At 67.7% G+C, this 20,735-nt stretch carries 19 protein-coding genes and 1 pseudogene; 11 read left to right on the forward strand and 9 right to left on the reverse strand.

Annotated elements, in window-relative coordinates; translation table 11 throughout:
- The first annotated feature begins 16 nt into the window (after positions 1-16).
- The 9 genes from flgG to Q5H94_RS04190 all read left to right on the forward strand — a co-directional run bounded on the left by flgG (position 17) and on the right by Q5H94_RS04190 (position 8,413).
- Positions 17-805 carry a flagellar basal-body rod protein FlgG gene (gene flgG, locus Q5H94_RS04150; RefSeq protein ID WP_304559959.1) on the forward strand — a complete coding sequence of 263 codons (789 nt, stop codon included), beginning with the start codon at positions 17-19 and terminating at the stop codon, positions 803-805.
- A 16-nt stretch (positions 806-821) separates the two neighbouring features.
- Complete coding sequence (locus Q5H94_RS04155) at positions 822-1,517, forward strand: flagellar basal body L-ring protein FlgH (RefSeq protein WP_304560162.1); 696 nt, start codon at positions 822-824, stop codon at positions 1,515-1,517.
- Between the two features lie 17 nt (positions 1,518-1,534).
- Positions 1,535-2,632, forward strand: coding sequence for a flagellar basal body P-ring protein FlgI (locus Q5H94_RS04160; RefSeq protein WP_304559960.1), 1,098 nt, complete (start codon positions 1,535-1,537; stop codon positions 2,630-2,632).
- A complete protein-coding gene (locus Q5H94_RS04165; RefSeq protein WP_304559961.1) occupies positions 2,629-2,967 on the forward strand; it encodes a rod-binding protein in 339 nt (112 codons plus the stop codon). Before Q5H94_RS04160 ends, Q5H94_RS04165 begins: the two co-directional genes overlap by 4 nt.
- Positions 2,964-4,301, forward strand: a complete 1,338-nt coding sequence (gene flgK, locus Q5H94_RS04170; RefSeq protein ID WP_304559962.1) for a flagellar hook-associated protein FlgK — start codon at positions 2,964-2,966, stop codon at positions 4,299-4,301. Before Q5H94_RS04165 ends, flgK begins: the two co-directional genes overlap by 4 nt.
- 10 nt (positions 4,302-4,311) lie before the next feature.
- Positions 4,312-5,211: a flagellin N-terminal helical domain-containing protein gene (locus Q5H94_RS04175; protein WP_304559963.1), complete on the forward strand. Its 900-nt coding sequence runs from the start codon at positions 4,312-4,314 to the stop codon at positions 5,209-5,211.
- A 256-nt stretch (positions 5,212-5,467) separates the two neighbouring features.
- Positions 5,468-6,331 (forward strand): flagellar motor stator protein MotA, encoded by an 864-nt coding sequence (motA, locus tag Q5H94_RS04180; protein ID WP_304559964.1) that lies wholly within the window; start codon positions 5,468-5,470, stop codon positions 6,329-6,331.
- Between the two features lie 3 nt (positions 6,332-6,334).
- A complete protein-coding gene (locus Q5H94_RS04185) occupies positions 6,335-7,237 on the forward strand; it encodes a flagellar motor protein MotB (protein ID WP_304559965.1) in 903 nt (300 codons plus the stop codon).
- A gap of 36 nt (positions 7,238-7,273) precedes the next feature.
- A complete protein-coding gene (locus Q5H94_RS04190) occupies positions 7,274-8,413 on the forward strand; it encodes a GNAT family N-acetyltransferase (RefSeq protein WP_304559966.1) in 1,140 nt (379 codons plus the stop codon).
- 137 nt (positions 8,414-8,550) lie between these two features.
- On the opposite strand, the gene Q5H94_RS04195 is transcribed toward Q5H94_RS04190, so the two are convergent.
- From Q5H94_RS04195 to Q5H94_RS04220, 6 genes are all read right to left on the reverse strand, one after another.
- On the reverse strand, positions 8,551-10,155 hold the full coding sequence (locus Q5H94_RS04195) for a hypothetical protein (protein ID WP_304559967.1): 1,605 nt from the start codon (positions 10,153-10,155) through the stop codon (positions 8,551-8,553).
- Between the two features lie 9 nt (positions 10,156-10,164).
- A complete protein-coding gene (locus Q5H94_RS04200) occupies positions 10,165-11,706 on the reverse strand; it encodes a glycosyltransferase family protein (protein ID WP_304559968.1) in 1,542 nt (513 codons plus the stop codon).
- Positions 11,703-13,397 carry a hypothetical protein gene (locus tag Q5H94_RS04205; RefSeq protein ID WP_304559969.1) on the reverse strand — a complete coding sequence of 565 codons (1,695 nt, stop codon included), beginning with the start codon at positions 13,395-13,397 and terminating at the stop codon, positions 11,703-11,705. Before Q5H94_RS04205 ends, Q5H94_RS04200 begins: the two co-directional genes overlap by 4 nt.
- 131 nt (positions 13,398-13,528) lie before the next feature.
- Complete coding sequence (locus tag Q5H94_RS04210) at positions 13,529-14,779, reverse strand: argininosuccinate synthase (RefSeq protein WP_304559970.1); 1,251 nt, start codon at positions 14,777-14,779, stop codon at positions 13,529-13,531.
- Positions 14,780-14,790: 11 nt separating this feature from the next.
- Entirely contained in the window at positions 14,791-16,146 is a 1,356-nt protein-coding gene (locus tag Q5H94_RS04215; protein ID WP_304559971.1) for an MATE family efflux transporter, read from the reverse strand.
- Between the two features lie 138 nt (positions 16,147-16,284).
- Positions 16,285-16,968: a DUF2490 domain-containing protein gene (locus Q5H94_RS04220; protein WP_304559972.1), complete on the reverse strand. Its 684-nt coding sequence runs from the start codon at positions 16,966-16,968 to the stop codon at positions 16,285-16,287.
- Positions 16,969-17,091: 123 nt separating this feature from the next.
- On the opposite strand from Q5H94_RS04220, the gene Q5H94_RS04225 reads away from it, so the two are divergent.
- A complete protein-coding gene (locus tag Q5H94_RS04225) occupies positions 17,092-17,490 on the forward strand; it encodes a DUF1801 domain-containing protein (RefSeq protein ID WP_304559973.1) in 399 nt (132 codons plus the stop codon).
- On the opposite strand, the gene Q5H94_RS04230 is transcribed toward Q5H94_RS04225, so the two are convergent.
- The 3 genes from Q5H94_RS04230 to Q5H94_RS04240 all read right to left on the reverse strand — a co-directional run bounded on the left by Q5H94_RS04230 (position 17,487) and on the right by Q5H94_RS04240 (position 20,490).
- Positions 17,487-18,713 carry an SAM-dependent methyltransferase gene (locus Q5H94_RS04230; RefSeq protein WP_304559974.1) on the reverse strand — a complete coding sequence of 409 codons (1,227 nt, stop codon included), beginning with the start codon at positions 18,711-18,713 and terminating at the stop codon, positions 17,487-17,489. The two genes, Q5H94_RS04225 and Q5H94_RS04230, sit on opposite strands and share 4 nt — an antisense overlap.
- A 287-nt stretch (positions 18,714-19,000) precedes the next feature.
- Positions 19,001-19,762, reverse strand: coding sequence for a molybdopterin-dependent oxidoreductase (locus Q5H94_RS04235; RefSeq protein WP_304559975.1), 762 nt, complete (start codon positions 19,760-19,762; stop codon positions 19,001-19,003).
- The gene (locus Q5H94_RS04240) at positions 19,759-20,490 is read right to left on the reverse strand and encodes a cytochrome b/b6 domain-containing protein (RefSeq protein ID WP_304560163.1); all 732 of its coding nucleotides are present in this window, start codon (positions 20,488-20,490) and stop codon (positions 19,759-19,761) included. The genes Q5H94_RS04235 and Q5H94_RS04240 overlap by 4 nt, the downstream gene beginning before the upstream one ends.
- A 96-nt stretch (positions 20,491-20,586) precedes the next feature.
- On the opposite strand from Q5H94_RS04240, the pseudogene Q5H94_RS04245 reads away from it, so the two are divergent.
- A pseudogene (locus Q5H94_RS04245) lies at positions 20,587-20,679 on the forward strand (flavin reductase family protein); the annotation flags it as partial.
- Positions 20,680-20,735 lie beyond the last annotated feature (56 nt).

Below are 20,735 nucleotides of genomic sequence, written 5' to 3' on the forward strand. Positions count from 1 at the left end.
GAAGGAACGTAAGGATATGGGCAGCGCAGCAATGCACATCGCGCGGACCGGGCTCGACGCCCAGGACATGCGCATGCGGGTCATCTCGAACAACCTCGCGAACGTCAACACGACGGGCTACAAGCGCGACCGCGCGGCCTTCGAGACGCTCGCCTATCAGACCGTGACGGCGCCCGGCGCGCCGAGCACGTCCGAGACGAAATACGCGACCGGTCTCAACCTCGGCACCGGCGTGCGCATCCAGGGCACGGCGCGCATCGATACGCAGGGCTCGATGCAGACGACCGGCAACAGCCTCGACATGGCGCTCGATGGTGACGGCTATTTCCAGGTGCAGATGCCGGGCGGCACGCTCGGCTATACCCGCGCCGGCAACTTCTCGCGCAGCCCCGAGGGTCTGCTGATCACGTCTGAAGGCTATCAGGTGATGCCCGGCGTCACGATCCCCGAAGGCGCGTCGGCGATCACCGTCGGCACCGATGGCACCGTCTCGGCGACCGTGCCGGGCCAGGCCGAGGCGCAGAACCTCGGCCAGTTGCAGATCGCGAGCTTCCCCAACCCGGAAGGCCTGCTGGCAAAGGGCGACAACTATCTGGCCGAAACCGCAGCTTCGGGCGCCGCCAACCTCGGCATCGCCGGGCAGGACGGGCGCGGCAGCATCCGCCAGGGGATGCTCGAAGCATCGAACGTCAACGTCGTCGAGGAGCTGGTCGACATGATCGAGACCCAGCGCGCGTACGAGGTAAATTCGAAAATGATCTCCGCGACCGACGACATGTTGAAATATGTTAACCAAAATCTGTGAGGGTGTGTTCACCATGATGACCACACGACTCAAATACCTCATCGGCGGCGCGCTCGGCGCGCTGTTCGTCACCGCGCTCACGCCCGGTGCGGCGCATGCCGGCCTGCTCGGCAAGAAGAAGCCGCCCGTGGATTTCACCGCGGTGATGCCGACGGCCCCCGTCGCGGCGCCGGTCGCCGACGGCTCGATCTTCCACGCCGAGGGTGGCTATGCCGCGCTTTACGAAGGCGCACGCGCACGCCGCGTCGGCGATCCGCTGACGATCGTGCTGGTGGAAAGCACCGCCGCGTCAAAGTCGGCGGGCTCGAAGCTCGATTCGGGCGGCGGCGCGAGCCTGACCCCGCCCAAGACCGGCAGCCTCGCGCTGTTCCAGGCGAGCGACGCCTCGATCAGCGGCGCGCGCAACTTCAACGGCAGCGGCACCGCCGCGCAGTCGAACACGCTGTCGGGCGAAGTCAGCGTCACCGTCAGCCAGGTTTTCCCGAACGGCACGATGCTGGTCCAGGGGCAGAAGCGCGTCACGCTCAACCGCGGCGACGAGTTCGTCCAGATCAAGGGCCTGATCCGCGTGGCCGATATCGACGCCAACAACCGCGTTCTGTCGACGCGCGTGGCCGATGCCCAGATCGCCTATACCGGCAAGGGCGACGTCGCCCGCGCCAGCCGCCAGGGCTGGTTCAGCCGCTTCTTCGGCGTGATCAGCCCGTTCTGATGATGAAAGTGCCTTCCATGATCCGCAAACTGCTCATCCTGATCGCCGCGATGCTCGTCGCGACGCCGGCTTATGCCGACCGGATCAAGGATCTGGGGACGTTTCAGGGCATCCGCAGCAACCAGCTGACGGGTTATGGCATCGTCGTCGGCCTGCCGGGGTCGGGCGACGACAATCTCGAATATACCATCCAGTCGATGAAGGCGGTCGCCTCGCGTTTCGGCCTGCAACTGCCTGCCAACGTCAATCCGGGGTTGAAGAACGCCGCGGTGGTGATGGTGACGGCGGAACTGCCGCCCTTCGCCAAGCCGGGCCAGAAGCTCGACATCACCGTCGCATCGATGGGCAAGGCCAAGTCGCTGCGTGGCGGCGCGCTGATCCTGACGCCGATGCTCGGTGCGGACGGCCAGATCTACGCGATGGCGCAGGGCAACCTCGCGGTCGGCGGCCTCGGTGCCGAGGGCAAGGACGGCTCCTCGGTCGTCGTCAACATTCCCTCGGCCGGCCGCATCCCCGAAGGGGCGACGGTCGAGCGCGCGGTGCAGACCGGTTTCGAGACCGCGCCGAACCTGACCTACAACCTCGCCCATGCCGATTTCACCACCGCGCAGAACGTCGCGGGCGCGATCAACAGCCGCCTCGGCGCGGGCACCGCTCAGGCGATCGACGCCGTGTCGGTGGCGGTGCGCGCGCCGGTCGGCGGCGATGTCCGCGCGACGCTGATGAGCGAGATCGAGAACCTCGACGTGGTCTCCGCAGAGCCGCCCGCGAAAGTAATTGTTAATGCCCGCACCGGGACGGTCGTTATCAACAGCACGGTGCGCGTCGGCGCAGCTGCCGTCACCCACGGCAAGCTGACGGTGCGCATCGACGAGAAGGAAACGGCCAGCCAGCCGGCCCCCTTCAGCAACACGGGCACGACCGAGAAGCTGCAGAAGAGCGGCGTCGGGGTCGATGAGGAAAAGCATCCGATGTTCATCATCGAAGCGTCGCCGAAGCTTGCCGACGTCGTGAAGGCGGTCAACGCCATCGGCGCGTCGCCGGCCGATCTCGTCGCCATCCTCGAGGCGCTAAAGGAAGCCGGTGCGCTGAAAGCGGAGTTGATCATCCTGTGACCGATGTTCCGAACCTTTCGACGGTTGCGGCGCCGACCCAGGGGGTCGACGTCGACGCCAGCCGTCTGGCGAGCCGCGCCAACCTCGAAGCTGCGGGCAAGCAGTTCGAGGCCGTCTTCACGTCGATGATGGTCAAGTCGATGCGCGCGCCGCATCTGGCCGAGGACATCTTCGGATCGAAGGCCGGCGACACGTTCCGCGAGATGCAGGACCAGCAATTCGCCAAGACGATGGCCGAGCATGCACCGCTCGGCATCGGCAAGGCGATGACCGAGTTCCTGTCGAAATCGCAGGCGAATCTCCAGGCTGCTTCGGCTGAGAGCACCACCAAATGAGCGACATGCTCAACATCGGCGCGAGCGGCGTGCGGGCGTATCAGAGCGCGCTCACGACGGTGTCCGACAATATCGCCAATGCCGGCACCACCGGCTATGCGCGCCGCACCACCGGCCTTGCGGAAATCGCGGCGCCGAGCGGTGCGATCCAGCGTCAGGCTGTCGCGGGCAATGGCGTCATGGTCACCGGCACGGTGCGCCAGGCCGACCAGCTGCGTTCGGCCGACGTTCGCTCCGCCGCGACCGATCTCGCCAAGAGCGAGACGAGCATCACCTGGCTGACCGGCATCGAGAGCGCGCTGACGGGCAATCAGCTCGGCGACCGGCTGACCGAATTCTTCAATTCCGCGACCACCGTCGCGTCCGATCCCACCGCGAGCGCGCCGCGCACCGCGATGCTGGGCTCGGCGAGCGCGGTGGCGGGCGCGTTCACCGCGACGGGCAAGGCGCTCGACGCGATCAACGTCGATCTCGACACGACGGCGGAGACCGCGGTCTCGCAGTTGAACGGCCTCGCCGCGACGCTCGCCAAGGTCAACGAAGGCATCAGCCGTACCGCGCCCGGCACCAGCAGTGCCGCGCAACTGCTCGACCAGCGCGACCAGATCCTCGACCAGATGAGCGCGATCAGCGACACGAGCGTGTCGTTCGATGCCGCCGGCCGCGCGAGCGTCAAGCTCGGCAACGCGACCGGCCCGGTGCTGGTCGCGGGCAATGACGCCGGCGCGGTGACGTACGTGCGTTCCGACAGCGGCAACGTCTCGTTCGCGGTGCATCGCACCGGCACCGTCACCGGCTATGTGCCGCAGGGCGGCGCGCTCGCGGGTGTCGTCGACGGCGCGCAGCGCATCGCCGACGCCAAGACGCAGCTCGCGGCGGTCGCCAAGTCCTTCACCGACGGCGTCAACGCCGTGCAGGCGCAGGGCCGCGATCTCGACGCCAATGCCGGCACCGCGATGTTCAGCGCGACCGGCACCAACGTCACGCTGACGCTCAGCGACCCGCGCGGCATCGCCGCGGCGGCGGTCGGCGGCGGCCCGCGCGACAACAGCAACCTGACCGCGCTCGCCACCCTGCGCACGTCGGGCGCGTTCGAATCGAACACGACGCAGATCACCGCCAACAACGCCGCCACGCTCGCCAGCCGCAAGCAGGTGGCCGAGGCGCAGACGTCGATCCACGACGGCGCCGTCAGCGCGCGCGATGCGGTGTCGGGCGTCAATCTCGATACCGAAGCGGTCGATCTGATGCGCTTCCAGCAAGCCTATCAGGCGTCGAGCCGCGTGATCCAGGTCGCGCGCGAGACACTGCAATCCATCCTCGATATCCGCTGAGACCCACGCCATGCAGATCAGCACCAACGCCTTCTACAACCGCAACACGACGCTGATGCAGCAGTTGACGGGCAAGGCGAACGACATCCAGACGCAGATCTCGACCACCAAGAAGTTCAGCGATCCGTCGCAGGACGTGGTCGCCTATCAGCGGCTGGCGAACATCAAGCAGGGCACCGCCGACGATACCGCCTATGGCAGCAACATCGGCCTCGCGCAGAGCGTGCTCCAGCAGTCCGACACGACGCTGACGGCGGTCGAGGACCGGCTGCAGCAGGCGTCCGAGCTGGCGGTCCAGGCGAACGACGGCACGCTGACCGATTCGGCGAAGAAGACGATCGCGGTGCAGATTCGCGGTATCCTCGACGATATCGCCAACCTCGCCAACACCAAGGACGCGCGCGGCCAGCCGCTCTACGGTGCCGCGACCGGCGACACCGCCGTCACCAAGAACAGCGACGGCACGTACAGCTTCACCGGCACCGGCGATCCGGCCTCGATCCCGATCGGCGACGACGTCTCGATCCAGGCGACCGACAGCGCGAGCCGCGTGTTCGGCGGCCTCACCACGACGAGCGGCGCGACCGACGTCTTCGGTGTCCTCTCGAAATTCGCCGACGCGCTCGAAAGCGGCGGCGACACGTCGCAGGCCAGCACCGACGTCACGACGGCGCTCAACCAGATAACGAGCGTCCACGGCGCGGTCGGCGCGCGCGCCAAGCGCGTCGATCTCGAGGCGACGCGGCTGAAGGACGTCGCGGCGAATCGCGAGATCGATCGGTCGGCGCTGGAAGATACCGACATCACCGCCGCCATCACCGAGCTGCAGAAGACCATGACGGTCCTCTCCGCCACGCAGGCGAGCTTCACCAAGCTCAGCTCGCTCTCGCTGTTCGATTATCTGAAGTAATTTCGGTGGGGGCCTGATCGCCCCCGCTACCGTTCGTCCTGAGCGAAGTCGAAGGACGTGTTACGGGCGATTCCGCTGGTGGCACGTGCTTCGACTTCGCTCAGCACGAACGGGCGATTTGGTGCCTGTGCAGGCCCCGAAAAAGAATCGGCAGGCTGGTAACCGGATGGCGACGAAAGCCGGTTAATCGACAGGCCTTCCGGTCGTTTAAGCATATGACCGCGTTTCCGTGTCTCAAGGGGGATTTTCGCCAGCCATGTTCGTCATAATTGGCCTTGTCGTCCTCCTCGTCATGATCTTCGGCGGGTTCGCGATCACCGGCGGCGCCCTCGGCCCCGTCATGGAGGCGATCCCGCACGAAATGCTGATCATCGGCGGCGCGGCCGTCGGCGCGCTCATCATCGGCAACTCGATGAAGGAGCTGAAGGCGTTCGGCGGCGGCCTGGGCAAGGTGTTCAAGGGCCCGCAGTACAAGAAGCAGGATTATCTCGACGTCATCTTCCTGGTGTCGAAGCTGATGAAGATGCTGCGTACCGACGGTCCGATCGCGCTGGAGCCGCATGTCGAAGATCCCAAGTCCTCCGCGATCTTCGCCGAATATCCGCGCCTGCTGAAGGACCATTCGCTGGTCGATCTCATCGCCGACACGCTGCGCCTCGTCGTCGTCTCTTCGGGCACGCTCGACGTGCATGCGGTCGAGGAGGTCATGGACAACAAGATCAAGACGCATCACCACGAGGTCGAAGGCCCTGCCGGCACGATCGCCGGCCTCGCTGACGCGCTTCCCGCGCTCGGCATCGTCGCGGCCGTGCTCGGCGTCGTGAAGACGATGGGCTCGATCGACAAGCCGCCCGCCATCCTCGGCGGCATGATCGGCTCGGCGCTGGTCGGCACGTTCATGGGCGTGTTGCTCGCTTACGGTATCGTCGCGCCGCTCGCCAACCGGCTGAAGCAGGTGATCGATGCCGACGGCGCGATCTATCACGTCGTCAAGCAGATCATCATCGCGTCGCTCCACGGCCATCCGCAGCCGCTGGTGATCGAGGCGGCGCGCTCGGGCATCGCGCACAGCAACCAGCCGGGCTTCGCCGAAGTCTTCGACGGCCTGCGCGGACGTTAAGAGATGGCGGCGAGGGCCCCTCACGGATCGAACCAACCCCCGAAGATCATCTACAAGAAGGTCTATATCGAGGGACACGGCGGCCATCACGGCGGCGCGTGGAAGGTCGCCTATGCCGATTTCGTGACGGCGATGATGGCGTTCTTCCTGCTGATGTGGCTGCTCGGTGCCACGTCCGAGAAGCAGCGCAAGTCGATCGCCGACTATTTCTCGCCCACGCTGGTGCAGTTGAAGCAGAACAGCGCGGGTTCGAACGGCTTCTTCGGCGGCGATTCGATCACCGCGAAGGACAATTATCCGCACGGTTCGGGCCAGACCGGCACGCGCTCCATGACGATCCCGGTCGATGCGACCGGGGGGCCGCAGGTCGGCACCGGCAACCAGGGCTCGCTCAAGAACAAATCCTCGATGATGGAGGATTCGAAGAATTTCGACACGATGCGCAAGCGCGTGATGCAGGAAATGGCGTCGAGCCCGCAGCTGTCGAAGCTCAGCAGCCACGTCCGTTTCGTGCGTACCCGCGACGGCATGCGCGTCGATCTGGTCGACGATGCCGATTATTCGATGTTCGCGCTCGGCACGACGCAGCTCGACCCCAAGGCGGCGCAGTTGATCGGCATGATCGGCGAATCGCTCAAGGGGCTGCAGAACCCGATCATGATTCGCGGCCATACCGACAGTCTGGGCTACGGCGACCCGCTGGCGATGAACAACTGGATGCTGTCGACCGGCCGCGCCGAGGCGACGCGCCGCCGGCTTGCGAATGCCGGCATCCCGGAGAATCGCTTCAACCGGATCGAGGGCGTGGCGGACCGCCAGCCGATGATCGAGAAGAACCCGAGCGACCCGCGCAACCGCCGCGTCGCGATCACCCTGCTGTATCGCGCGACCGGCTTCGGCGAGTAAGTTGCCGTAAGTGCTCGCGCGCCCTAGCTAAAGGGCGTGAACGAGAACGCCGTCACCGCCCGAATCGCCGATGGCCTCGCCTCCGTCCCCGCCGCCGACTGGGATGCGTGCGCGGGGGCCGGCCACCCGTTCCTCAGCCACGCCTTCCTTTCGATCCTGGAAGACTCGGGCAGCGCCACCGCCGAGGCTGGGTGGCAGCCGGTGCCGGTGGTGATCGACGGTGCGGACGGCCGCGCGGCGGCGGTCGCGCCCGCTTATGCCAAGGGCCACAGCCAGGGCGAATATGTGTTCGATCACGGCTGGGCGGATGCCTATGCGCGGGCGGGCGGCGAGTATTATCCCAAGCTGCAGATCGCCGTGCCGTTCACGCCCGCGCCGGGTCCGCGCCTGCTGCTGCGCGACGAAAGCCTCGGCCCTGCCTTGATCGGCGCGCTCGAGGCGGTGACGCAGCGCCACGGCCTGTCCTCCGCGCATGCGACCTTCGTGTCGCCCGATCAGGTGCCGCTGTTCGAGGCGGCGGGCTGGCTGATCCGCGAGGGCACGCAATTCCACTGGCGCAACCAGGGCTATGCCAGCTTCGACGAATTTCTCGGCGCGCTCTCCAGCCGCAAGCGCAAGGCGATCCGCAAGGAGCGCAGCAACGCGCTGGAGGGCGGCATCACCGTGCGGCACCTGACCGGCAGCGACCTGACCGAAGGCGCGTGGGACGCCTTCTGGCGCTTCTATCAGGATACCGGATCGCGCAAATGGGGGCGGCCGTATCTGACGCGCGCCTTCTTCTCGCTGCTGGGCGAGCGGATGGGCGACGCGGTGCTGCTGATGCTCGCCGAGCGCGACGGGCGGCCGATCGCCGGCGCGCTCAACCTGATCGGCGCGGATACGCTCTACGGCCGCTATTGGGGCTGTACCGAGGAGGTGCCCTTCCTCCATTTCGAACTCTGCTATTACCAGGCGATCGACGCCGCCATCGCGCTCGGCAAGACGGTGGTGGAGGCCGGCGCGCAGGGCGAACACAAGCTCGCGCGCGGCTATGCGCCGGTGCCGACCTGGTCGGCGCATTACATCCCCGACCCCAATTTCCGCCGTGCCATCGCCGATTTCCTGGTGCGCGAGCGGGCGGCGGTGGAGAATGATCAGGCGTATCTGAACGAGCTGACGCCGTTCAGGAAGGCTTGATCCCCCAACACCGTTCGGGCTGAGCTTGTCGAAGCCCTGCTCTTTCTTCGTGCCAAGAAGGACAGACCCCTTCGGCTGGCTGGCAAAGCCAACCGCTCAGGACAGGCTTCGACAAGCTCAGGGCGAACGGGCGTTACTTACTGCACCCGCCGCCGCGGCGGGGTGAGCGGCGCGCGCAGCTCGACGTCGCTCACCACCGGGCCGGGCTGGCTGTGGTCGACGCGGTAGAGCACGTTGTTGCCGTCGCGCCATGTCTCCACGAGCCCCGTCGCCAGCCGCGCATCATAGGCGGGGGGATCGATCAACCAGACGTAATCGAAAGCCTCACGCGGGAAGCGCGCCAGCGAGGTCGAGATCGGCCGCCACCATTCGCGCGGGCATTGCACGCCGGTCACGATCTCCGATGGATCGTGCGCATACCGCTTGGCGGCGGCGTAGCGTGTCGTCAGCAACTGCGCGCCTGCCATCGACCATTGATCGTTCGAATAGGCCAGTCGCCGCTCCAGCGCGATCGCGGGCAGATGCTCGAGCCGGTGCCCCGACCAGTCGCTGTAGCATTTCTCGCCGACGAAGCTGACCAGCTTCGCGCCGACCGGCACATGATCGAGCGCCTTCAACTGCCGCTCGTAGCTTTGCGCGTAGATCCAGAAGCTCGCCGTCGTCGCGCCGATCCGCACGAGGAAGAAGATGAGCCCGAGCGTCGCCAGTACCGACGTGCCGCGGATCGACAGGCCGGCCTTGGGCCGCAGCGCGATCACGCCGATCGCGATCATGAACGGCACCAGCCGCATGTCGGCATAGGCCGATCCGAACACGATGCGCGGCAGGAGGATGAAGACCAGCAGCAGGAATGCCGCCGAAAGCCCCAGATTGCGCGAATATTCGATGTTCGGGTCGCGCAGGCCCTTGATGAGGATCATCAGCACCACCGCCATGCTGGCGATGTCGAACCATTCCCAGCGATCGCGAAAGACCATCACGATCCACCCGATCTTGGCCTGCCAGTTGAACCAGTCCGCCGTCTGCCCGCCGACGTGATCGCCGCTGCGCCAGAAGATCATCAGCGCCATCGGCAGCGCAAGCGGGATACAGGCGACACCGGCGTGGAAGAAGGCGCGGTGCCAGCGCCGCCCGGCATCGTGCTGGCGCATCAGCTCCGCAGAAAACGCCATCACGCCGAGCACGCCCCAGCCGAAGGTGTGGCACAGCCACAGCAGGCAGGAGAGCGGCAGGAACAGCCCGGCGCGCAGCCGGAAATGCCCGGTCCGCGCCAGCCGCAGCCAGAGCGCGAAGGCGTTGAACGCCAGCGCCATCGACAAAGCGAAGTTCACGAAACCGAAGTGGAAGGGATAGCCATAAGCGAGCGGCAGCGCGAACAAAGCGGTTGCGGGGATGCGCCCATGCACCTCGCGCGCGATCCACAGCAGGCCCGACACGGTGAGCGCGGGGATGGCGATGACGATCAGCTTCACGCCGAGCTCCAGCCCGAAGACTTTCGCGAAGGGAATGATCAGCAGGTCGATGCCGAGATTGCCGATCAGCTGCCACCGGAAATCGAACCACTCGTTGAGGAACGGATGGTCCGCGAGCGCGAGCTGCACGCGGTAGCGACCCATATGGCCGGGCAGATCGACCAGCGGCGGAATCTCGGGGCGCAGAAGCGGCAGCGCCGCGATCAGCGTGACGGCAATGACGAACAGGCGCGTCTGCCACCAGCGTGGCGCTTGGGCGGGCTCCTCCATCGCTTCGCTTTAGGGCGCGGGCTGTGGTTGCGACAAGCCGCGATGGGGAATGGCGAACAGGAAATCGCGCCCGTCGCTCCAGACTGGCCTCAGCCCGGCGGTGCGCGTTGCGAAACCGGGCGGCGGGGTGATGAGCCACACCATGTCGAACCGGTCGCGCGGCAGTTGCGTCAGCGCCTGGTCGAGGGTGCGGAATTCGGGGCTTTGCGGGCAGGGCGCGTCCATCACGATCTGCGAGGGATCGTGCGCGAAGCCGGCGATGCCGGGCGCCGTGACCGTCATCAGCGCGGTGCCGCTCTCCGCATCGAACTGGTCGTTGGAGAAGGCCGCGCGCCGTGCGATCGCCATGCCGGGCAAATGGCCGCTCCGCGCCATCCGCCACGGCTGGTCGCAGCTGTTGGCGACGAAGGCGACGACGCGGGCGCCCCTGGGTACGTGGTTCAGCGCGGCGAGGTGGCGGTCCCAGTCGGCGCTTTCGATGGCGAAGCTCGCCGTGGTCGCGGCCGTGCGCACGAGGAAGAAGGCGAGGCCGATCGCCGCGACCAGCCGCCGCTCGCGCCCGCTGATCTTCGGCCCGATGCGGATCGACAGCAATGCGAGGATGATGACGTACGGCGCGATCCGCATGTCGGCATAGGCCGCGCCGAACGGCATGGCGACGAACAGGGCGAGCATGCCGATCGCGGCGGCGAGCAGCATCGGCGCGGACTTCACGCGCGCATCGCGGAAGGCGCGGTGAAGGAGCAGCGCGATCAGAATGGCGCAAGCGACGTCGAAGATCTGCCAGCGGTCGCGCAGGACCATCACCAGCCAGCCGGGCTTCAGGCGCAGGCTTTCCAGCCAGTCGCTCGCGCCGCCGCTGCCGGGATGCCAGCCGAGGAACATCAGAACGGGCAGCGCCAGCGGGAGACAGGCGATCCCGGCCCGAAGCATCGCCTGCGGCCAGCCGTGCGCGGCGGCGCGCTGGCGCGCAACCTCAGCGGAGAAGATCACGACGCCAAGGCATAGCCAGCCGAACAGATGCGCCGTCCAGATGACGCAGGCGAGCGGCACGAACACGGCCGCCCGCACGCGCCAGTCGCCGCGCCCCATCCGCAGCCACAAGGCAAAGGCGTTGAGCGCGAGCGCCATCGCCAGCGTGTAGTTCGCGAAGCCGTAGAGGAAGGCGAGATTATAGGCGTAGGGCAGCGCGAACAGCACGGTCGGCTGCACGCGGCCGTGCGCCTCCTTGCTCAGCCAGAGGATGCCGGTGACGGTCAGCACCGGGATCAGGATGACGATCAGCTTGGTCGCGGGCTCGAGCCCGAGCAGCGGCGCAAGCGCGGCGACCGACAGATCGACGCCGAGATAGCCGATCGGCCGCCATGCGAAACGATACCAGGCGTCGAGCGTCGCGGCATCGGTGCCGAGCATCACGCGGTAGCGGCCGATGTGTCCGGGCAGGTCGGTGAGCGGCGGGATCGTGGGCCACAACAGCGGCACGGCGCTCAGCACGATGACGAGCGCGATGAACCAGCGCGTCGTCCACCACTGCTTGGGAACCGGCGTCACGAAGCGGGCGCGACTTCGTAGAGCGACAGGCCGTCACGATGCCCGAGCGGGCGCAGCCAGGCGGGCGCATGCCCGGCGCGGAGCTGGCCTGCGAAGCGCGGGGTCACGGGCAATTCGGCGAAACTGTCGTCACACACGGCGACATAGCGCACCCGCCAGCGGCTGGCGATGGCGGCGGCTTGGTCCGGCGAACCGAGGAAGAAGTGGTAGACGGCGAGGTTGCCGGCGTTGTTGCGGTGGTACGGCGCGCCGACCACGTCCAGCTTCGTGGCGGGCAGCGCCCATGCGCCGAGATCGAGCGGGGCGAGCAGGCGGCCGGGCGGCAGCGTGGCGAGGCGGGCGAGCGCGGGCGCTCCGGTGCAATCGCCGGTCAAGGTCTGCGTGGACGGCTTCGCGGCGGGCGTCAGTGCCTGTGCGGCGATCGGATAGATCATCCCCGCCGAGCCGAGCCACGCCGCCGCGAGGAACCCCGCGCCGCGCGCCCGCGCCGCCGCGATCACCGCCGCCAGCGCAGGCGCGGCGAGGATCGCGCCGGCATAGGCCCCGCGCAATTGCACGCACGTCAGCGCGACCGCGGCGAGCTGCAGCGCGAACAGCGCCGCCCAGCGCGGATCGCGCGTGCGCCGCCATTGCCACGCCGAGGCGAGCGTCCCCGCGGTCATCACCCCGGCATAGCCGAACGCGGTGGCGAGCGGCGCGGAGAACAGCGCCTGCGCCTCGCCGACGCGGCCGAGCCACAGGGTCTTGAGCAGCGGATCGACCGCGCCGTAGGGGGAGAGGCAGGCCGGCGAAACGGCCAGTGCGACCGCAGTGAAGATCGCGCCGGTGACGGCGGCGACGGCGAGGCGGTGCCGCGTGTGGCGTCCGGCCAGCACCATCGCGACGGGCGCGACCGCGAGGATCATTTCCGCGCGCCAGGCGGTGGCGGTGAAGCCGTCGCAGGCGGGGTAGAGCCACTGGTCGGTGTGAAACACGAAAGACGCGGCGAGCAGGCTTCCCGCCGTGCCGATGCCGAAGCCGAGCAGGCGCGCGCCGGTGCCACCGCGCAGCCACTCCACCACCAGCAAAGCGCCGAGCACGCCGAGCAGCGGCGCGGTTTCGAGCCCGACGACGAGGCTCGCCGCCGTCGCGGCGCCCGCGATGACGCCCGCGCGCAACGTCGGAACGGACAGCGACGCGTGGATCGCGACGAGCAGTAGCACCACCTGAAGCCCATGGTGATCGATACGGCCGGGCAGGAAGATCGTCGTCGCGGGGTAGGCGATAGCCGCGACCACTATGGCGGTCCGCGCGATATTGGCGTCAAGGCCGCGGGCGATGCGCGCGACCAGCGCCAGCGCCACGGCGAAGAGCGCGCCCGGCCAGACGATCACGGCGGTCAGTTCGGCGGCGTGCGCGCCGGTCAGCGGCGTCAGCGCGGCGATGATCGCGCCCGGCACGAGGTCCGCCAGCCGCGACCAGTGCATCGCGAGCCCCCCACCGAGCCGGTGCTGCGAAAGATCGGCGAAACGCTGCCCCGCGAGCCAGTCGCGGATCTGCTGCAGCCGCATGACGTCATCGGTATCGGGCAGCCGCAGCGCGGAGAGGTTCGGCCAGTCGCGCAGGGCCCACACGCCACCGAGCACCAGCGCCAGCAGGCACGCCACCGCGATATCGCCGAAAAATGCCTGCCGATCGGACCGGGTCGCCATCCCTGCGGCCTAGCGCAACAGGGTTAATGGCGCGTTAGGCCCAGCATCGTCACCCCAGCGCAAGCTGGGGTCTTTCGGGGCGCGGGCGCACCCGCCTCCACAAGATCCCAGCTTTCGCTGGGATGACCTGTTTACTCCCGGTCGCGCCGCCCCAGCAGCCGCAGGCGCAGCGCATTGAGCTTGATGAAGCCCGCCGCGTCGCGCTGGTCGTAGGCGCCCTGATCGTCCTCGAAGGTGACGACCTTCTCCGAATAGAGCGAATAGGGCGACTTCCGCCCCGTCACATAGACGCCGCCCTTGTAGAGCTTGAGGCGGACGGTGCCGGTCACCTTGTCCTGGCTGTGGTCGATCGCCGCCTGCAGCATCTCGCGCTCGGGCGAGAACCAGAAGCCGTTGTAGACCAGCTCGGCATAGCGCGGCGCGAGCTCGTCCTTGAGGTGCGCCGCGCCGCGATCGAGCGTGAGCTGCTCGATGCCGCGATGCGCGAGGTGATAGATCGTGCCGCCCGGCGTCTCGTACATGCCGCGCGATTTCATGCCGACGAAGCGGTTCTCGACGAGATCGAGGCGACCGATGCCGTGCCTGCGGCCGAGCTCGTTGAGCGCCTCCAGCAGCGTCGCGGGGCTCATCGCCTCGCCGTTGAGCGCGACGCCGTCGCCATGCTCGAAATCGATCGTGATGACCTCGGGCGTGTCGGGCGCGTCCTCCGGGTTCACGGTGCGCGAGTAGACATAGTCGGGAACCTCGTCCCACGGGTCTTCCAGCACCTTACCTTCGGACGAGGTGTGGAGCATGTTGGCGTCGGTCGAGAAGGGCGCTTCGCCGCGCTTGTCCTTGCTGACCGGGATCTGGTGCTGCTCGGCGAATTCGATCAGGCGCGTGCGGCTGGTGAGATCCCACTCGCGCCACGGCGCGATCACCTTGATGTCGGGGGCGAGCGCGTAATAGCCGAGCTCGAAACGGACCTGATCGTTGCCCTTGCCGGTCGCGCCGTGGCTGACGGCGTCGGCGTTGACCTGACGCGCGATCTCGATCTGGCGCTTGGCGATCAGCGGCCGTGCGATCGAGGTGCCGAGCAGGTACAGCCCCTCGTAAAGCGCGTTGGCGCGCATCATCGGGAAGACGTAATCCTTGACGAACGTCTCGCGCAGGTCGTCGATGAAGATATGCTCGGGCTTGACCCCCGCCATCTCCGCCTTCTTGCGCGCCGGCTCCAGCTCCTCGCCCTGGCCGAGATCGGCAGTGAAGGTCACGACCTCGCAACTGTAGGTCTGCTGGAGCCACTTGAGGATGACGGATGTGTCGAGGCCGCCCGAATAGGCGAGGACGACACGGTTTATGCCGGCGTCGCCGGCGGGACGCTTGATGGAGGAATCGGTCATGGGGCGGGCGTCTAGGGTCCGACGGCCGGTTCGGCAAGGCTTCGTGGGCCCTTGGCGTCACGAAGCAGCGCGGGAAACCACAGGCCGAGTGCCCCGGCGCGAAAGACGTAGCTGAGCGTGAGCGCGATCCACACCCCGGCCGCGCCGAACGGCCGCAGCGCCAGGTCGACCGCGATGTAGAGCGCGGTCGCGAGGATCGCGGCGTTGCGCAAAGCTCTGCCCCGAGTCGCGCCGATGAACACGCCGTCGAGCAGCCACGCGGGCGCGCCGATCAGCGGTTGCACCGCGGCGAAGGCGATGAGCGGAAGCGCGGCGGCGCGGACGGCGGCGTTGCTCGTCAGCAGATCGATCAGCGACCCGCCGCAGGTGAGGATCAGGAGCGCGAAGGCGAGCCCCGTTGCGGCGCAGAACTCCCCCGTCAGCCGAATCGCGCGGAGCATCGCCGTCCGGTCGCGCGCGCCGAATGCCGCGCCGACGCGCGCCTCGGCGGTGAAGGCGAACCCGTCGAGCACGAAGGCGGAGAAAGATACGAACTGCAGCAGCACGTGATTGGCGGCGAGCGCGACGTCGCCGAGCCGCGCGCCCGCGTTGGCGAGCCAGCCGAACATCGCCAGCAGCGCGACGGTGCGCACCATGATGTCGGCATTGACGCCGAACAGTCGCCTCAGCGCGGAAGATTCGAAGGCATGAGCGGCTTCGGCGCGCAGCGCGGTGCGGCCCTCGCGGCCGAGCAGATGCGTGACGATGCCGAGCCCGGTCGCCAGCGCGACCCACTCCGCGCTCGCCGTGCCGAAGGCGATGCCGCGCGCGCCCCAGCCGAAATGCCAGACCAGCAGGATATCGAGCCCGACGTTGGCGAGGTTCATCACCACCTGCAGCAGCAATGCGTGGCGCGTCCTCCCGAGCGCGAGCAGCCAGCCGTTGATCGCGAAGCCGGCGAGTGCCGCGGGCGCACCGAACAGCCGCGCCGCCACGAAGCCGCGCGCGGCATGGTCGAGCGTCGCCGATCCGCTCATCAGCGCGAAGGCGGCGGGGATCAGCACGATCTGCAGCGCGAACAGCGCGGCCCCCAGCGCGAGCCCCGCCGCGACCCCGCGCAGCAGCAGCGCCCGCACCTCGCGCGCGTCGCCTGCGCCGTGCGCCTGTGCGGTGAGGCCGGTCATGCCCATGCGCAGGAAGCCGAACGCCCAGAACAGGAAGGTGACGACGAACCCGCCGAGCGCCACCGCCGCCAGCGCCGCCGCGTCGCCAGTCCGCCCGATGATCGCGGTATCGACCAGCGCCACCAGCGGCACGGTGATCTGGCCGAGCATGATCGGCCACGCCTGCCGCGCGATCGCGCGGCGGGTGAGCGGGGCGGGGGTCATGGGAGGCGGATAGGCGGCAGGCTATCGTGACGCCAGCCTTCCGTCGTCGCCCCGGCGCAGGCCGGGGCCGCTGCGTTTGTGGCGGCTGCTTCGTCAAATCGCCCAAAGGCCCCGGCCTGCGCCGGGGCGACGACCATGTCAAAAGCGGTAGATCAGCATGGTCGCCGCGATATGGTCCATGCGGTCGTTGCCGGTGCGGCGCCAGATATAGCGGTTCATATAGCCGAGGTCGGTGCTCAGGCCCTTGCCGACGGGCACGTTGACGCCGACGAAGTTGCGGATCTGGTCCATGCCGCCGGCCTGACCGAAGGCGGTATCGTTGAGCGCGACGAAGGGCTCGCTCTGCAGCACGATCAGCGTCTTTCCGCGCGAGATAGGGTGGGTGTAGCGCAGCATCTCGCGCAGGCGGTATCCCGTCCCCGCCTGCCCCTCGACGAAGCGCGCCTCGATGCGTGTGCGCGCGACGAGCGCGCTGCGGCCCGGCAGCGGCGGGTTCCACAGGATCTGCCCGACCGCGCGGTGTTCGGCGGTGACGCCGGTGGCATTGGGGCCGGCATCGGGATAGGTCGCGACATAGGTATAGCCGCCCCACAGGCTCAGCCGCTTGGTGACGGCCACGCCGATCAGCGGGCGCAGCAGGAGGGTGGGGCTGCGCGTGCCCTTGTCGTCGGCGCGCAGCGACACGTCGACCGAGGCGAGCAGCTTGCCCGAGACCTTGCCGGTCGCCCAGCCCGACACCCAGATCTCGCCGTCCGAATCCTGCGCCTGGACGGCGGCGGGAACGAGCAGGGCCAAGGCGGCGAGGATGCGGAGCAGGATCATAAGCCGGGAAAGCCGTAGCCGATCCGGCGATGCAAGTAACGTAATGTTGCTGGCGGTGCCGACCATGCGCGCCGGATATGAATCGCGCTAGACTGTCGCCGCGACTCGAACGGGGAGGGGGCGATGGCGGCGGCGAACAAGACGCGGGCGACGGCGGTGAGCGTCGATGCGTTTCTCGGCGGCATCGAGCCGCCCGCGCGCATCGCCGACGCACATGCGCTCGCCGCGCTGATGGCGCGCGTGTCGGGCGAGCGCGCGACGATGTGGGGCCCGGCGATCGTCGGCTTCGGCGTGCGCCACTATAGATACGACAGCGGGCACGAGGGCAGCATCTGCCGCGTCGGCTTCTCGCCGCGCGCGGGCAAGTTCGCGCTCTATCTCAGCTGCGATCTCGACGCGCAGCAGCCGCTGCTCGATCGGCTCGGCAAGCATAAGCGCGGGAAAGGCTGTCTCTACATCAAGACGCTGGCCGATGTGGACGCGGGCGCGCTGGAGGGTCTGGTGCGCGCGGGGCTGGGTTAGCCCCGCAACGCCCGCTCGCCCGCGATCATGTAATCGCGCGTGATCGGCAGGACGTGGCGGTCGCGCGAATATTGCAGCTGGTAATTGACGAGGCTGCCGTTCTTGAACGCCGCCGCCGCGCCCGCAAGGTAGAAGGTCCACATGCGGAAGAACGGTTCGTCATAAAGCGCGACGATGGCGTCCTTCGCGGCGACGGTGCGGTCGTACCAGTGATCGAGCGTGTAGCCATAGTGCAGCCGCAGCACCTCGACGTCGGTGAGCATGAAGCGCAGGCCCTCATTGGCCTCGACGATCTCCGACAGTGCCGGGTTGTAGCCGCCGGGGAAGATGTATTTCGCCGTCCATTTGTCGGTGACGCCGCGCTTGCCCGCACGGCCGATCGTGTGGAGCAGCATCACGCCCGTGTCGGTCAGCAGGCTGCGGCATTTCCTGAAGAAGGTGGTGTAATGCGCCGGGCCGACATGCTCGAACATGCCGACCGAGACGATGCGGTCGAAAGGACCGGTCACGTCGCGGTAATCGATCAGTTCGAAACGCACCTTGTCGGCGACGCCCGCTTCCTCGGCGCGGCGGCGGGCGACCTTGAGCTGTTCCTCGGACAGCGTGATGCCGAGCACCTCGGCGCCGAGCTTCTCGTGCAGGTACAGCGCCATCCCGCCCCAGCCGCAGCCGATATCGAGCACCTTCATGCCCGGCTCGATGGCGAGCTTGGCGGCGATATGCGCCTTCTTGTCGGCCTGCGCCTGTTCCAGGCTGTTGGCGGGATCGGTGAAGTACGCGCAGCTATATTGCCGGTCGGCGTCGAGGAAGAGATCGTAGAGCCGGTCGTTGAGATCGTAATGATGCGCGACGTTCTTCTTCGACCGGCGCGCCATGTTGATGCGGCCGAGCCGGTGCGTGACGGCCTGCAGCGCGCGGACCGGAAGCGGGGGGAGGAAATAATCGCCTGCCACCTCCCACGGATCATTGCCGGTCAGCAGGTTGATGAGGTCGCGGATATCGCCCTGCTCGACGACGAGGCGGCCGTGCATATACGCCTCGCCCGCGCCCACGCCGGGATCGCGGATGATCGAACCGACCACATATTTGTCGGTGAAGCGGATCGTGACGGTCGGGAAATCGGGGTCGGGCGTCCCGAAAACCTTGGTCTTGCCGTCTGCGTCGTGGAGGGTGAGTTGCCCGCGCTTCACCCGCGCGGAGAGGAACATGTCGATCAGCGCCATGGACGGCAGCGTAACGAATGGGGGTCGAAACTCAACTAGAACGCGGTCGTGACGGAGCCGATTTTGGCGCCAGGCAAGGCGCAAGGAGGGAGCGATGGATTTCCATCGTGACCGACGCGGGGGCGCCGCGTGGCGCCAAAATCGGCCCGCCCCGAAGGGGTTGTCCGGAGAAGCCCGCCGGCTACGTCACTTGCTTGCGCGTAGCTTCAGCTACGCGTCTGCGCTGCGTTCCTTGCCGGCGGGCTTCTCCGGGCAATCACGATCCGTGTTCTAGTTGAGTTTCGACCCTAGATGCCCGCATACCAATCGTAATCGACATGATCTTCCCAATATCCGCCCTTGCCGAGGCCGATACCGGCGAGGCTGGCGACCGCGTCGATCTTCATCACATATTTCGCGTGCTTGTAGCCGAGCTGGCGCTCGACCCGCAGGCGCAGCGGCGCGCCGTGGCCGACGCTGAGCGCGTGGCCGTTGAGCGCCCACGCCATGATCGTCTGCGGGTGGAAGGCGTCGATCAGGTCGATCGATTCGTAATAGGGCTTGCCGTCCATCAGATCTGCGCAGGTGAAAACGACGTAGCGCGCGCTGCTCCGCACCCCCGCCGCCTTCAGGATCGTGCCGAGCAGCGGGCCGTGCCACTTGCCGATCGCGCTCCAGCCCTCGACGCAGTCATGGCGGGTAATCTGCGTGCGCGCCGGGATGCCGCGGATCTGCGCGAGCGACAGTGCGAGGGGGCGATCGACGAGGCCGCCGACCTGTAGCCGGTAGCTCGCGAAATTCTCGGCGAGGAGCGCGTCGTAGGCCGGATTGACCGGCTTGTGCGTGCCGTTGACGCGGAAGCGCGGCGACATCTGTGCCTCGCTGAATTCGGGCGCGAGCGCAGCGCGGTCCGACAGCGCGCGTTGCAGGCCCTGGTTCATCGCGTCGCCCGACAGCAGGATCTTGCGGAACGCCGGCACCTGCGCGACCTGGTCGCAGCCCGAGAGCAGCAGCCCGGCCGAGGCGGCGCCCCCCGTGATCAGCGCGCGGCGGGTGAGGATGCCGCTCATGCCTCTTCCTCATCGGGAACGGTCCAGCGGCCGGTGACCATCGAGCGCACCTCGTTCCACGCGCCCGCCAGGATGACGAGGGTGAGGTGGACGATGATGAAAACCACCAGTCCGCTCGCCGCGATGAAGTGAATCGACCGCGCCGACTGCCGCCCGCCGAACAGATCGAGCAGCCACGGCCACGCCGCATCCATCGCCGGCGACATGGCGAGGCCGGTGAAGATCATCGTCGGGATCAGCCCGAAGACGACGAGCACGTAGGAGAGCTTCTGAAAGATATTGTACGCACCCGGGTTCGCCGCATCGTGGAAGCGGAAGGCGAGATGCTCTTTCAGGTCGTGCCACAGATGCCGCGCCGACAGCTCCTTCGCCCGCACGCGCAGATCGCGCTGGAAGTGGCGGTTGACGACGCTGACGATCATATAGCTCAGCAGGCCGAACCCCAGCACCAGCGCGAACAGCAGGTGCCAGCGCCGCGCGATCGCGAGGTTGTAATGGCCCGGAATCGTCAGAAAGCCGGGCCAGCGCGGCGTGTGCAGCCACGCGTGATCGTAGTTCGCGCCGTACGCCCCCCAATAGAGATGCGGGTGCGCGTTGAGGATCGTCAGCCCGCTGCCGATCATGATGATGATCGTGACCGCGTTGACCCAGTGCCACAGCCGCGTCGAGGCACGGTGACGGTAGATCGCGGGCCGCGGCGGGCCCGGCGCGGGGGCGGCATCCTCCATCGGCAGGGCAGCATCGATCGGCATGGTATTCCTATACGCGAGGTGCGGAAGAACGGTTACAGGCTAATCGCACTTACGAACGAGAACGGCCGCCGGATGCCCGAGCCGCATTTCTACCAGCCCTCCGAAGGCCACGGCCTCGCGCACGATCCGATGAACGCGATCGTGGCACCGCGCCCGATCGGCTGGAGGGCGGGGTCTACGCGCAGCCGGTGACGTGTGGCTGCGGCCCGGCGGACTGGTTC

The sequence above is a fragment of the Sphingomonas immobilis genome (genome assembly GCF_030580995.1).
Classification (GTDB): Bacteria; Pseudomonadota; Alphaproteobacteria; order Sphingomonadales; family Sphingomonadaceae; genus Sphingomonas; species Sphingomonas immobilis.

Excerpts from the sequence above, each read along its gene's own strand:
- Q5H94_RS04220 (WP_304559972.1), bottom strand. The coding sequence starts at position 16,968 with ATGATCCTGCTCCGCATCCTCGCCGCCTTGGCCCTGCTCGTTCCCGCC.
- Q5H94_RS04175 (WP_304559963.1), top strand. The coding sequence starts at position 4,312 with ATGCAGATCAGCACCAACGCCTTCTACAACCGCAACACGACGCTGATG.
- Q5H94_RS04235 (WP_304559975.1), bottom strand. The coding sequence starts at position 19,762 with ATGAGCGGCATCCTCACCCGCCGCGCGCTGATCACGGGGGGCGCCGCC.
- Q5H94_RS04155 (WP_304560162.1), top strand. The coding sequence starts at position 822 with ATGACCACACGACTCAAATACCTCATCGGCGGCGCGCTCGGCGCGCTG.
- Q5H94_RS04185 (WP_304559965.1), top strand. The coding sequence starts at position 6,335 with ATGGCGGCGAGGGCCCCTCACGGATCGAACCAACCCCCGAAGATCATC.
- motA (WP_304559964.1), top strand. The coding sequence starts at position 5,468 with ATGTTCGTCATAATTGGCCTTGTCGTCCTCCTCGTCATGATCTTCGGC.
- Q5H94_RS04230 (WP_304559974.1), bottom strand. The coding sequence starts at position 18,713 with ATGGCGCTGATCGACATGTTCCTCTCCGCGCGGGTGAAGCGCGGGCAA.
- Q5H94_RS04210 (WP_304559970.1), bottom strand. The coding sequence starts at position 14,779 with ATGACCGATTCCTCCATCAAGCGTCCCGCCGGCGACGCCGGCATAAAC.
- Q5H94_RS04225 (WP_304559973.1), top strand. The coding sequence starts at position 17,092 with ATGGCGGCGGCGAACAAGACGCGGGCGACGGCGGTGAGCGTCGATGCG.
- Q5H94_RS04215 (WP_304559971.1), bottom strand. The coding sequence starts at position 16,146 with ATGACCCCCGCCCCGCTCACCCGCCGCGCGATCGCGCGGCAGGCGTGG.
- flgK (WP_304559962.1), top strand. The coding sequence starts at position 2,964 with ATGAGCGACATGCTCAACATCGGCGCGAGCGGCGTGCGGGCGTATCAG.
- Q5H94_RS04205 (WP_304559969.1), bottom strand. The coding sequence starts at position 13,397 with ATGGCGACCCGGTCCGATCGGCAGGCATTTTTCGGCGATATCGCGGTG.
- Q5H94_RS04240 (WP_304560163.1), bottom strand. The coding sequence starts at position 20,490 with ATGGAGGATGCCGCCCCCGCGCCGGGCCCGCCGCGGCCCGCGATCTAC.
- Q5H94_RS04160 (WP_304559960.1), top strand. The coding sequence starts at position 1,535 with ATGATCCGCAAACTGCTCATCCTGATCGCCGCGATGCTCGTCGCGACG.
- flgG (WP_304559959.1), top strand. The coding sequence starts at position 17 with ATGGGCAGCGCAGCAATGCACATCGCGCGGACCGGGCTCGACGCCCAG.
- Q5H94_RS04195 (WP_304559967.1), bottom strand. The coding sequence starts at position 10,155 with ATGGAGGAGCCCGCCCAAGCGCCACGCTGGTGGCAGACGCGCCTGTTC.